Genomic DNA, 11,095 nt, shown 5'->3' with positions numbered 1-11,095 from the left:
TGGATGCAGACGCCCGATTCCCCTCAATTTCGGCCGCACGGGCCGCGTCGTTCTTTTCCCTCCCGAGCGAATGAGGGGTATGGAACTCGCTTCACTCCGGCGGCGACCGGCGGTCGAACTGCTCGCGTGGGTCGTCCTCGCGCAACTCGCGGGCGCGCTCGGGAGCGTCTTCACCGTCACCGCCGTGGGGTCGTGGTACGCGACGCTCGCCCGCCCGCGGTTCGCCCCGCCGAACTGGGTGTTCGGCCCGGTCTGGGTGACGCTTTTCACCCTGATGGGCGTCGCCGCGTGGCTCGTCTCCCGACGGGACCACCCCCGCCGCGAACGGGCGCTCGCCGTCTTCGTCGGCCACCTCGTCGTCAACGTCGCGTGGTCCGCGGCGTTCTTCGGACTGCAGTCCCCCGCGGCCGGCCTCGCCGTCATCGTCGTCCTCATCGCGGCGATTCTGGCGACGATGCGCGAGTTCGCCGCCGTCGACCGGCGCGCCGCGGGCCTCCTCGCCCCCTATCTCCTGTGGACGTGCTTCGCCGCCGCGCTCAACTACGGCTTCTGGTCGCTAAACTGAGTAATCCGGCGGGGTCAACGCGCCGCGTCGCCGAATCGGAGCGCTCGCGGCGCGTTCTTGCTCATTGAAAACATGCCGCAACGATTATAGTTCTCGTTGTCGTTCGATAGGGAGACTGCCGTGCACGCGACGGACCCAACGGTTTTCGTGGACGACGACTTCGACGGCATCGACCTCGGCGACGGGGTCACGGTGGCGTCACCGAGTGACGAGAAAGGTCCGAGCGACGCCGCGTGCGTCGTCGTCGCGGACCCCGACGCGGAGGTTCCCGACGGCGTGCCGACGGTGCTGTACACCGACGTGCCGCCCGAGGCCGTCGACCGTCCCGACCGATTCGACGCCTACGTCAGACGCGGCGACCGCGCCGCGCTCGAATCGCAGGTCCGCTGGTTGCTCGCGTCCGGCGGCGACGCGGGCGCAAGCGGGGACGCCGAAGACGCTGAGCGGGCGGCGGAGCCGAGGAACGACCCCGAGTGGGACCGCCTCAAACGGCTCTACGAGGGGACGACGGAGCTCATCGCCGCCGAGACGGTCGAGGAACTGTACGAACGCGCCATCGGACTCACCGAGGACATCCTCGAATTCGACAACACCTCGTTTTTCCGCCACGACGGCGAGGGGTTCTACGTCGTCGCCAACAACGACGGTCTGGCCGGGACGGGACCGATATCCGACGAGACGGGCCTGCTCGGGCGGACCTACCGGACCGGACGCTCGTTTCTCGTGGACGACGTGCGCGACCACCCGGAAGCCGACCCCAACGACCCCGCGTATCGCTCGGCGCTGAGCGTGCCCGCGGGCGACGACGCGGTGTTTCAGGCCATCTCCAACGAGGTCGGCGCGTACGACGAGACCGACCTCACGCTGGCCGAACTCCTCGTGTCGTACGTCTCGGAGACGCGAAGCCGCATCGAGTCGGAGGCCGCCGTCAGACAGAGCCGCGAGCAGATAGAACGGCTCCACCGGGGGGCCACCGAACTGGCCGCGGCGACGAGCCTCGACGAGCTGTTCGAGCGGACCGTCGAAATCACGGACGACATCTTGGAGTTCGACATCAGCTACGTGGGCGTCGTCGAAGACGGCCACATCGTCCCGACGGCCATCTCGTCCGACGCCCCGGCCGACGGCGCGGAGCGCGTCCCGCTCGACGACGGCGGCATCGCGGCCGAGGTGTACCTGTCGGGGACCACGAACATCACCGACGACGTGCGCGACCACCCCGAGGCGCGGCCGGTCAAGCGGATGTACCGCGCCGTTCTGAGCGTGCCAATCGGCGACATCGGCGTCTTTCAGGCGACCGCGTTCACGCCCGCCGCGTTCGACGAGCGGGACGCCGAACTGACCGAACTCCTCATGGCGCACGTCGCGGTCACGGCCGAGCGCATCCGCGCCGAGTCGCGGCTCAGAGACGAGCGCGACCGCTCGACGGCGCTGTTCGAACACGTCTCCGACGCCGCCGTCGCCTACGACGTTGAGGGCGGCGCGCTCACGGTCCGCGACGTGAACCGGGCGTTCCAGTCGGCGTTCGGCTACGACGCCGACGACGTCGTCGGAAGCGACCTCCTCGGGCGAATCGTCCCCCCGGAGCCGGACCCGGACCCCGTCCCCGAACCCGGGGCCGACGAGACCATCCCCGAACTCCTCGTCGCCGCCGGCGAGAGCTACCGCGGGGAGGTCCGCCGCCGGACCGAAGGCGGCGTCCGCGAGTTCATCCTGAACGTGGTCCCGCTGTCGCCCGGCGAGGAGCGCGGGGCGGGCTACGCCATCTACACCGACATCACGGAGCGGAAGACCCGCGAAAGCGAGCTAGAGCGACAGAACGAGCGGCTCGAAGAGTTCGCGAACATCGTGAGCCACGACCTGCGGAACCCGCTTTCGGTCGCCCGCGGAAACCTCGACCTCGCCCGCGAGACCGGCGACGAGTCGCGGTTCGACACCGCCGAGCGGGCGCTCGAACAGATGGAACAGCTCATCGACGACCTGCTGTCGCTCGCCCGCCGCGGCCAACTGGTCGACGAGACCGAGCGGGTCGACCTCCCGGCGGTCGCCAAACAGGCGTGGGCGACGACCGAGACCGCCGACGCCGAGTTGGTCACCTGCCAGTCGGTCGTCGTCGACGCCGACGAGGACCGCCTCGTCGAACTGCTGGCGAACCTGTTTCGGAACGCGGTCGAACACGGCGGCCGCGACGTGCGCGTCGAGGTCGGCGGCGTCGACGGCGGCTTCTACGTCGAAGACGACGGCCCGGGCATCGAACCCGAGCGCCGCGACGAGGTGTTCGAACCGGGCGAGACGACCGGCGAGGACGGCATCGGCTACGGCCTCGCCATCGTCGAGTCCATCGCCGAGGCCCACGGCTGGACGGCCGTCGTGACGTCGGGGACGGCGGGCGGCGCACGCTTCGAGTTCCGGGCGTGACGGACGAGTAAAAACGAGCGGAGAAACCGGAGACCGCGGCGTCGAAACGACCGGTGCAGTGTCCTGCGTTCAGTTCCGCGAGAGCGCGAGCGACGCGAGGAGCGCTTCGAGCTGGACCTGCTCGTTCGCGCCCTCCGAGATGCGGTAGTCGGCCTCGCCGATGCGCTCCATGAGGCGGACGGCCTCGCGCTCGTCGAGGTCGAACTCCCAGACCGAGCGGTGAAGCTGGTCGATGATGTCGCCGCCGGCCATCCCGGTGTCGACGATGAGCGTCTCTAACTGCTTGCGCGCGGCCGTGAACTCGCCGTCGATGGCGTTCCGGACCATCTCCTCGATGTCCTCGGGGCGGGCGGTCGAGGTAATCATGTAGACGGCCTCCTCGTCGACGACTTCGCCGGTCGTCGCGGCGGCCTGCAGGGAGTTGATGGCGCGGCGCATGTCGCCGCCGGCGGCGTAGACGAGCGCGTCGAGGCCGTCCTCCGTGACCTCGATGTCCTCGGCCGCGGCGATGTCGCGGACCTGCTCCGCGACGGCGTCGTCGCCGAGCGGGGAAAAGCGGAACACCGCACAGCGCGACTGGATGGGGTCGATAATCTTCGAGGAGTAGTTACACGAGAGGATAAAGCGCGTGTTGTCGGAGAACTGCTCCATCGTCCGGCGGAGCGCCGACTGCGCGTCGTTCGTCAGCGAGTCGGCCTCGTCGAGGAAGATGACGCGGTAGTCGTGGCCGCCGAACGACGAGCGCGCGAAGTTCTTGATGCGGTCGCGGACCACGTCGATGCCGCGCTCGTCGGAGGCGTTGAGTTCGAGGAAGTTGCCGCGCCAGTCGTCGCCGTAGATGGCGCGGGCGATGGCCGTCGCGGAGGTGGTCTTGCCGACGCCCGCCGGCCCCGCGAACAGGAGGTGCGGCAGGTCGTCGCGCTCGATGTAGCTCCGCAGGCGCTCGACGATGTCGTCCTGTCCGTAGACGTCGTCGAACGTCTGCGGTCGGTACTTCTCTATCCAGATTTCTCGACCCGCCGGGGCGTCGCCCGACTCCGCGGCCTCGCTCATATCCGTTCTACCGACCGCCCCGCACATAAACCGTGCGAGACGGAGAGCGCCGCCGGCCGACGCCGAGCCGACGGACTGAAACCCGCGCCCGACCCACGAGCGACCATGAACGTGACCGTCGAGGTCGTCGGCGAGGAGACCAGCGAGGTCGCCGTCGGCGACGACGGGACCTACGCGGACCTCGTGCGGGCGGTGGACCTCAGCCCCCACGAGGTGACCGTCCTCGTCGACGGCCGCCCCGTCCCCGAAGACCAGCCCGTCGAAGTCGACCGCGTGCAGATACTCCGCCTCATCAAGGGCGGGTAGTCGGCGGATGGACGACACCGAGAGAGGCCGTGCGACCGACGGCGTCGGCGACGCAACCACAGTCCGCGAGGGCGACCCCGACGAACTGGTGGCCGTGATGCGCGTGTTCGACGCCGGGCTGTTGGAAGCCGACGCGGGCGAGGTCCGCGACCGACTGGCCGCCGGCGACTGCCTCGTCGCCGAGGCGTCCGGCCGGGTCGTCGGCGCGCTGGCGCTCGACGGCGACTACATCGACGCCGTGGCCGCCTCGCCGAGCCGCCGCGGCCGGGGCGTCGGAACCCGACTCGTGCGGGCGGCGCTCGACCGCCGGGGCCGTCTCGTCGCCGACTTCGACGAGGGCGTCAGGCCGTTCTACGAGGCGCTCGGATTCGACATCGAAGAGCGAGACGGTGGAGATGGGCGAGGCGACGGCGAAAGGCGGTTTCGCGGCGTCCTGCGCGACGAGTGACGGCCGCGCCGCCCGAATGTGGGTCGTTAACAATCGACACAGATTTAGCCGCCGGTCGTCAAGGGCTAGGGAGTCAAGCCCATGGCAAAGCGAGACCGGAGCGACCGTATCCTGACCGACTGGGACCGCGTTTTCGACGCGCTCGCGGACCCGTCGCGCCGCTACGTGCTGGAGTATCTTCACGACCGGTCGGAGCCGGCGTCGGTCTGGGACCTCGCGGTCGCCCTCGCGGTTCGGACGACCGACCTCCCGCCCGACGAGGTGGACGTGCAGGTCGTCCAGCAGGCGGAGGTCGGCATCGTCCACGTCCACCTGCCGAAGTTGCAGGCCGCAGACCTCGTTGAGTCGGCGGAAGACGGCGTCTTTCTGACCGAGCACGCGGAGACGCTCCCGCTTTTCACGCCGGCGTACCGCGGGGTCGTCAGACCGGTCGGCGACGAAGAAGAGAGACGAGAGCTCTGAGAGCGGTCCGCTCAGACGAGCGGTTCGACGAGTTCGCGGCCGGCTTCGAGGAGCGACGAGACCGCGTCTTCGCTCCCGGCTTCGGCGTAGACGCGCATCTTCGGCTCCGTCCCCGAGGGGCGGACGAGGAGCCACGAGCCGTCTTCTAAGAGGAGTTTGAAGCCGTCGAGCGTGACGACCTTGGCGATGTCGCGGCCGGCGACCGTCTCGGGGAGCACGTCCTCCAACTCGTCGATGACGCGCGCCTTCTCGGAGTCGGGGCAGGCGACGCTTATCTTGTCGGCGACGATTTCGCCGTGTTCGGCCTCGATGCGGTCGAGGCGCGCGTCGAAGTCCTCCTCGGCGGTCGCGGCGGCCGCGAGCAGGCCCATCAGCACGCCGTCCTTCTCCCGGACGTGCCCGCGGACGGAGAAGCCGCCGGACTCCTCGCCGCCCATGAGCGCGTCGTGTTCGCGCATGCCGTCGGCGACCCACTTGAATCCGACCGCGGTCTCGAACACCTCCTCGCCGTGGGCCTCGGCGATGCGGTCGATGAGGAACGTGGTCGAGACGGTCCGGATGGCCGGTCCGGCGTCCGATTCGAGCAGGTAGTCGTAGACGGCGGCGAAAAAGAGGTTCTCGTCGAGGACGCCCCGGTCGGGCGTGGCGATGCCGATGCGGTCGGCGTCGCCGTCGTTGGCGACCCCGAGGTCGGCGTCGTGTTCGGCCATCGCCTCGGCGAGGCCGCCGAGGTTCTCCGCGGAGGGTTCCGGCGAGATGCCGCCGAAGTCGGCGTCGCGTTCACACCGGAGGCGAACGACCTCCGCGCCGGCGGCTTCGAGGAGCGCGTCGGTGACGCCGCGACCGCTTCCGTGCATGGCGTCGTAGACGACCGTGAGGTCCGAGAGGTCGTCGCCGACGAGGTCCATCGCGTGGTCGGCGTGCGGCGAGACCACGTCGACGCGCTCGATGGTGCCGCGCTCGGACTCGGGCAGGAGGTCCGGTTCGGCGAGTCGCTCGGCGACCGCGTCGGTCACGTCGGGGAGCGCCGGCGCGCCGTCCGAGGGGATGAACTTGACGCCGTTGTACTCCGGCGGGTTGTGCGAGGCCGTGACCATGAGCGCCCCCGAGAGGCCGCGCTCGGCGATGGCGTAGGCGACGAGCGGGGTCGGGCAGTCACGCTCCGGCAGGAGCACGTCGAAGCCGTTGCCGGCGACGACCTCCGCGAGCGACTCCGCGAAGCCGGGGGAGGTCTCGCGGGCGTCGTAGCCGACGAGCACCGGCGCGGTGAAGCCCTCGTCGGCGAGGTAGTCGGCGACGGCCTGTCCGACGACGCGGACGCGGTCGTCGGTGAAGGTGTCCAGCGTGGCGCGCCACCCGTCGGTCCCGAATGAGATTTCGTCCATACGCGCACCACTCCGCGGCGGGGCAAAAAACTACGTTACGAGCGAACAGATTCGGGGCACATCTCGGCGGGGCGACAGTGGAAGGACCCGGCGAGAACCGCGACCGCGACCGCGACGCGACCACGACGCGGCTCCGACGCGCTCACGACTCGACGAGGCGTTGTTTCTCCCGGCGGCGGAGCTGTTTAATCTCGTACTCGCGGGACATCGCGGCCGACTTCGAGTCGAACTCCTCGACGTGGACGAGTTCGACCGGGGTCCGGCCGCGGGTGTACTTCGCGCCCTCGCCGGCTTCGTGCTCCGCGACGCGTCGCTCCACGTCGGTCGTGTATCCGGTGTACAGCGAGCCGTCGCTACACTCGATGACGTAGACGAAGTGCACGAGAGAGTGGTTCAGGGGCGCGGGTATGAACCCTGCGCCCGACCTCGCGCACGAGGAGTTGGCTTCGCGTGGTGGTCTTTTGTCGCTTCAGTGGTCATGCAGTGCGGGCACGCTGTCGAGCGACCTCCGCGATACCCGCGTTCGCCGAGCAGTTGGGGCAGGCGAGAACCTGACCGTCCTTGTCGGCGAACACGCGTGCGAAGCGCTCGGAGACGTGTGACCCGCAGTGGTCACAGACTGGCATTGTTGCGGTCCGGCAGCCACCGAGCCGGTGTATGTTACACGGTACCCCACCCATATGAGGGCTTCGCGCGTGTGCGTACGCACGCGAAATCGCGCACGACCACGGAGGGACAACTGCCGCCGTTCAGGCGTGTCTACAGCGCCCAGTCAGGCGTCGGCGTCGCGGGCGTCGGCGACCGCGCGGGCGATGAGTCCGGCCTGCGCGCCGGCGATGTAGCCGGCGTCGACGTTCACCGTGGAGAGGACGGTACACGACTGGAGCATCCCGAGGACGGCGGCCTCGCCGTCGCCGCCGTGGCCGTAGCCCGTCGAGACGGGGAGGCCGATGACCGGCGTATCGACGAGACCGGCGACGACGGTCGGAAGCGCGCCTTCGCGGCCGGCGGCGACGACGACCACGTCGGCCTCGCGGAGCGTGTCGAGGTGGTCGAGCACGCGGCCGAGGTGGGCGACGCCCACGTCCTCGATTCGCTCGACGTCCGCGCCCATCTCGCGGAGGACGGCGGCCGCCTCGCCCGCGGCCTCGGCGTCGGAGGTGCCGCCGGTGGCGATGGCGACGGTCGCGTCGAGGTCGGGGCGCTCGAACTCCGGCGCGGCCGCGACGATTGTCTTCGCCCGGGCGTCGCGGTCGATGTCGGCGTCCGGGAGGGCGTCGGCGACGGCCTCGGCGTGGGCGGTGTCTGCCCGGGTGACGAGCGCCCGACCGCTGGTCTCGACCGCCGCGACGGCCAGCGTCGCCGTCTCGTCGGGGGTTTTTCCCTCTGCCAGAATCGCTTCGGGGACGCCGCGCCGCGTCTCTCTGGCGGCGTCGAACCGCCCGGCGTCGGTCGTCGCGTACCCGGAGAGTCGTACCTCGGCCTCGGCGGGCGAGAGCGAACCGTCCGCGACCGCCTCCAAGATGTCGCGCATGGCCGCACGTTGGCCCGAGGCGTACTCATACCCGTCGTTCCGCCCTCGCGAGGATAAAGCATATATAAGTGGAGATTGTTCCCGATAAATCCGTCCTCATAGAAGCGCCATAACCCCCAAATCCGGCGGTATTAACGTCCAATATAGGAAAGTTTATTAAAGGAGAATCGGTAGGACATTCTGTATGGCAGACCTCATTGTCAAGGCAGCCGTCAAGGAAGCGCTCAAGGACAAGAACGTGGCCTCGGACTTCTACGACGCTCTCGACGAGGAAGTCAAGGAGCTTCTCGAAGACGCTGCTCGCCGCGCTGAGCAGAACGACCGTAAGACGGTCCAGCCCCGCGACCTGTAAACTCGGTCTTTAGACCTCTCGTTCTTTTATCGCCGGCCGGTGAGCGCCGGCTGTGTCCCGCAAATCGAGTCTGTCGGCGGTGTCCGTTCGAGCGCCGGACCACCCGGTCTGCCGCAGGTCCGTTCGAGCGCCGGACCAATCGAGTCAGTATTCGGTGACGTCGACGCCGTCGTCGGTGCCGACGTAGACCGCGTCCGCGAGGCCGACGAACAGGCCGTGTTCGACCGCGCCGGGGAGCGACGCGAGGTCGGTCGCGAGCGACTCGGGGTCCGAAACCGCGCCGAAGTCGCAGTCGAGAACGAGGTTCCCGTTGTCGGTGACGACGGGGCCGTCCTTGCGCTCGGCGCGGCGGAGCGTCGCCTCGCCGCCGAGGTCCGAGACGCCCGCTGAGACGGTCGTCCGCGCCGACGGGAGCACCTCGATGGGGACGGCGTGCGAGAGCGTTTCGGCGGTCTTCGAGGGGTCCGCGACGACGAGGAACCGGTCGGCGAAGGCGTCGACCACTTTCTCGCGGGCGTGGGCCGCGCCGCCGCCCTTGACGAGCGCGCCGTCGGTCGTCGCCACCTCGTCGGCCCCGTCGATAGCGAGGTCGATGGCGTCGACTTCGTCGAGGTCGGCGACGGGGATGCCGCACTCGCGGGCGAGTTCGCGGGCCGCGAAGGAGGTCGGGACGCCCCGAACGTCGAGGCCGTCGGCGACGCGGTCGCCGATGGCGCGGATGGCGAACGCGGTGGTACTGCCGGTTCCGAGGCCGACGACGGTCCCGTTTTCGACCGCTTCGACCGCCGCGGCCGCGGCTCGGCGCTTCTGCGCGTCGGTTCCGCCGGTAGTCTTCATGGCTCAGCCGACTCGGCCGGCGAGTAAAAATGGTCCTGAAACGGGGCGGGCGAGACGCCCTCAGAGGCGGTCCAAGACGGCGTCCGCGTCGTAGGCGAGCGAGATGGCGCGGGTCCGACCCCGTCCCTCGATTTCGGTGTAGCGCGCCTCGATGACGCCCAGTTGGTCCAGTTTGTTCACGAGCTCGGAGTAGCGCGTGTAACCGAGACCGGTCTCCTCGTTGAACGCCTCGTAAACCTCGCCGGCGCGCTCGCCGTCGTACTCGGCGACGACCCGGACGAGCTCGCGTTCGGGGTCCGAAAGCCCCTGCAGACACCGCGAGAGGTGGACGTACTTCGACTTGTCGTAGGCCGCCTCCACGTCCTCCATGTCGACGGTGCGGGAGGCGCGCATCTCGGCGTGGAGACCGGCGCGGCGGAGCAGGTCGATGCCGACCCGGAGGTCGCCGCTGTCGGCGGTGAACTCCGCGACTTGGTCGAGTTCGGGCGTGCCGATGACGTCCTCGTGGAAGCCGCGCTTCGACCGGCCGCGGAGGATGTCGACGATTTCGTCCACGTCGTAGCGGGGGAAGAACACCTCCTCGGGCCGGAAGACGCTCTGGACGCGCCCGTCGAGTTCGTCGATGACGTCGAGCGAGAGGTCCGACGAGATGATGATGACGCCGATGCGCGCGCCGGAGTGCGCCTCGTGGGCGCGCAACAGCGAGTAGAGCGTGTCGGAGGCCTCGTTCTCGTAAAACAGGTAGTTCACGTCGTCGAGCGCGACGACGAGCACCTCGTCGTCCTCGACGAGGCGGTCGGTTATCTGGCCGAACAGCTTCTTGAACGAGATACCCGACGACGGGGGTTCGTACTCGAAGATGTGCTCGAAGACCCGCGAGAACACCGCGTAGCGCGTCGAGTCGACCTGGCAGTTCACCCGGACGGTCCGGACGCCCGACTGCGTGCCCAACTCGCCGAACAGCTTCTGGACCGCGGTGGTCTTGCCCGTCCCCGGCGGACCACGCACCATCGTGTTCAGGGGGCGAGAGCCGCGGACCGCGGGCCGAAGCGCGTACTTCAGGCTCCGCAGTTGGCTCTCGCGGTGGTTGAACGTCTCCGGAACGTGGTCGATTTCGAAGACGTGTTCGTCGCGGAACACCGTCTCGTCCCACGACAGCATCCCCTCTTCGGGGTCCTCCCTCATCGAGTGAAGTACCACGCGCGGGGGACTTAATCGTTTACCGCGCCGGCGTCCGACGGGGGACAGACGGGCGTCGGCTCGCTCGCACCCGCCCGCGAGAGGCGGTCGCCGTCGTCGCCGCGGTCCGGTGGGAACTCACGAATCGGGGCGTCGCCTACTGGAGGAGCCGAACGAGTCGGTAGCCGATGGCGACGAGTAGGAGCAGTCCGACTGCGCCGATACCGAGGGCGACCGGCGTCCCACCGGTCCGCGAGAGCGCACTAAGCGCCGGAAGCACGAAGACGAACAGCACGAGGAACCCGCCGAACACCAGAAACACCAGGTAGACGGCGGTCCCGAGCACGTCCCAGAGGGCGTTCTTCGTGGCGTGGTAGACGAGATCGTACTGCTGTCGTTCCTCGGGGGAGAGCGAGTCGGAGGGCACGGGCGGAGTTGTCGGCGGGCCAAGATAAATCGTGTGTCGCCGCGGGCGACCACGTCAGTCGAACATCGCCACAGACGGCCGCGTCAGTCGAACATCGCCACAGACGGCCGCGTCAGTCGAACATCGCCA

General features: G+C 69.1%; 14 protein-coding genes. 6 read left to right on the top strand and 8 right to left on the bottom strand.

Annotated elements, in window-relative coordinates; all coding sequences use genetic code 11:
• The first annotated feature begins 79 nt into the window (after window positions 1-79).
• Together C438_RS08505 and C438_RS08500 are read left to right on the top strand one after the other, a co-directional pair.
• Complete coding sequence (locus tag C438_RS08505) at window positions 80-565, top strand: TspO/MBR family protein (RefSeq protein ID WP_004968953.1); 486 nt, start codon at window positions 80-82, stop codon at window positions 563-565.
• 147 nt (window positions 566-712) lie between these two features.
• On the top strand, window positions 713-2,983 hold the full coding sequence (locus tag C438_RS08500) for a GAF domain-containing protein (RefSeq protein ID WP_004968952.1): 2,271 nt from the start codon (window positions 713-715) through the stop codon (window positions 2,981-2,983).
• 69 nt (window positions 2,984-3,052) lie between these two features.
• On the opposite strand, the gene C438_RS08495 is transcribed toward C438_RS08500, so the two are convergent.
• The gene (locus C438_RS08495; protein ID WP_004968951.1) at window positions 3,053-4,036 is read right to left on the bottom strand and encodes a replication factor C small subunit; all 984 of its coding nucleotides are present in this window, start codon (window positions 4,034-4,036) and stop codon (window positions 3,053-3,055) included.
• Between the two features lie 105 nt (window positions 4,037-4,141).
• Between C438_RS08495 and samp2 the strand changes: the two genes are divergently transcribed.
• The 3 genes from samp2 to C438_RS08480 all read left to right on the top strand — a co-directional run bounded on the left by samp2 (window position 4,142) and on the right by C438_RS08480 (window position 5,252).
• A complete protein-coding gene (gene samp2, locus C438_RS08490) occupies window positions 4,142-4,342 on the top strand; it encodes a ubiquitin-like small modifier protein SAMP2 (protein ID WP_004968950.1) in 201 nt (66 codons plus the stop codon).
• 7 nt (window positions 4,343-4,349) lie between these two features.
• Window positions 4,350-4,790, top strand: a complete 441-nt coding sequence (locus C438_RS08485) for a GNAT family N-acetyltransferase (RefSeq protein ID WP_004968949.1) — start codon at window positions 4,350-4,352, stop codon at window positions 4,788-4,790.
• Between the two features lie 81 nt (window positions 4,791-4,871).
• Window positions 4,872-5,252: a DUF7344 domain-containing protein gene (locus C438_RS08480; protein ID WP_004968948.1), complete on the top strand. Its 381-nt coding sequence runs from the start codon at window positions 4,872-4,874 to the stop codon at window positions 5,250-5,252.
• Between the two features lie 11 nt (window positions 5,253-5,263).
• On the opposite strand, the gene C438_RS08475 is transcribed toward C438_RS08480, so the two are convergent.
• The 4 genes from C438_RS08475 to larB all read right to left on the bottom strand — a co-directional run bounded on the left by C438_RS08475 (window position 5,264) and on the right by larB (window position 8,171).
• On the bottom strand, window positions 5,264-6,637 hold the full coding sequence (locus C438_RS08475; RefSeq protein WP_004968946.1) for a phosphoglucomutase/phosphomannomutase family protein: 1,374 nt from the start codon (window positions 6,635-6,637) through the stop codon (window positions 5,264-5,266).
• 142 nt (window positions 6,638-6,779) lie between these two features.
• Window positions 6,780-7,019: a GIY-YIG nuclease family protein gene (locus C438_RS08470; protein ID WP_004968945.1), complete on the bottom strand. Its 240-nt coding sequence runs from the start codon at window positions 7,017-7,019 to the stop codon at window positions 6,780-6,782.
• Between the two features lie 94 nt (window positions 7,020-7,113).
• Window positions 7,114-7,263, bottom strand: a complete 150-nt coding sequence (locus C438_RS20325; RefSeq protein WP_187367346.1) for a DUF7563 family protein — start codon at window positions 7,261-7,263, stop codon at window positions 7,114-7,116.
• Between the two features lie 146 nt (window positions 7,264-7,409).
• Window positions 7,410-8,171, bottom strand: coding sequence for a nickel pincer cofactor biosynthesis protein LarB (larB, locus tag C438_RS08465; RefSeq protein WP_004968944.1), 762 nt, complete (start codon window positions 8,169-8,171; stop codon window positions 7,410-7,412).
• A 184-nt stretch (window positions 8,172-8,355) separates the two neighbouring features.
• Here larB and C438_RS08460 point away from each other — a divergent pair, with 184 nt between their 5' ends.
• Window positions 8,356-8,523 (top strand): DUF1931 family protein, encoded by a 168-nt coding sequence (locus C438_RS08460; protein WP_004045310.1) that lies wholly within the window; start codon window positions 8,356-8,358, stop codon window positions 8,521-8,523.
• Between the two features lie 144 nt (window positions 8,524-8,667).
• Here the strand turns inward: C438_RS08460 and rpiA are convergent, their stop codons facing one another.
• The 3 genes from rpiA to C438_RS08445 form a co-directional block, all read right to left on the bottom strand.
• Entirely contained in the window at window positions 8,668-9,360 is a 693-nt protein-coding gene (gene rpiA / locus C438_RS08455; RefSeq protein ID WP_004968943.1) for a ribose-5-phosphate isomerase RpiA, read from the bottom strand.
• Between the two features lie 60 nt (window positions 9,361-9,420).
• Complete coding sequence (locus C438_RS08450) at window positions 9,421-10,545, bottom strand: ORC1-type DNA replication protein (protein ID WP_004968942.1); 1,125 nt, start codon at window positions 10,543-10,545, stop codon at window positions 9,421-9,423.
• 151 nt (window positions 10,546-10,696) lie between these two features.
• Window positions 10,697-10,966, bottom strand: coding sequence for a hypothetical protein (locus C438_RS08445; RefSeq protein WP_004968941.1), 270 nt, complete (start codon window positions 10,964-10,966; stop codon window positions 10,697-10,699).
• Window positions 10,967-11,095 lie beyond the last annotated feature (129 nt).

This window comes from Haloferax denitrificans ATCC 35960, assembly GCF_000337795.1.
Lineage (GTDB): Archaea > Halobacteriota > Halobacteria > Halobacteriales > Haloferacaceae > Haloferax > Haloferax denitrificans.
This window is presented reverse-complemented; position numbering and strand designations above follow the sequence as displayed.

Coding starts and splice junctions, on each gene's coding strand:
- C438_RS08495 (WP_004968951.1), bottom strand. CDS start 4,036: ATGAGCGAGGCCGCGGAGTCGGGCGACGCCCCGGCGGGTCGAGAAATC.
- larB (WP_004968944.1), bottom strand. CDS start 8,171: ATGCGCGACATCTTGGAGGCGGTCGCGGACGGTTCGCTCTCGCCCGCC.
- C438_RS08485 (WP_004968949.1), top strand. CDS start 4,350: ATGGACGACACCGAGAGAGGCCGTGCGACCGACGGCGTCGGCGACGCA.
- C438_RS08460 (WP_004045310.1), top strand. CDS start 8,356: ATGGCAGACCTCATTGTCAAGGCAGCCGTCAAGGAAGCGCTCAAGGAC.
- samp2 (WP_004968950.1), top strand. CDS start 4,142: ATGAACGTGACCGTCGAGGTCGTCGGCGAGGAGACCAGCGAGGTCGCC.
- C438_RS08475 (WP_004968946.1), bottom strand. CDS start 6,637: ATGGACGAAATCTCATTCGGGACCGACGGGTGGCGCGCCACGCTGGAC.
- C438_RS08505 (WP_004968953.1), top strand. CDS start 80: ATGGAACTCGCTTCACTCCGGCGGCGACCGGCGGTCGAACTGCTCGCG.
- rpiA (WP_004968943.1), bottom strand. CDS start 9,360: ATGAAGACTACCGGCGGAACCGACGCGCAGAAGCGCCGAGCCGCGGCC.
- C438_RS08480 (WP_004968948.1), top strand. CDS start 4,872: ATGGCAAAGCGAGACCGGAGCGACCGTATCCTGACCGACTGGGACCGC.
- C438_RS08450 (WP_004968942.1), bottom strand. CDS start 10,545: ATGAGGGAGGACCCCGAAGAGGGGATGCTGTCGTGGGACGAGACGGTG.
- C438_RS20325 (WP_187367346.1), bottom strand. CDS start 7,263: ATGCCAGTCTGTGACCACTGCGGGTCACACGTCTCCGAGCGCTTCGCA.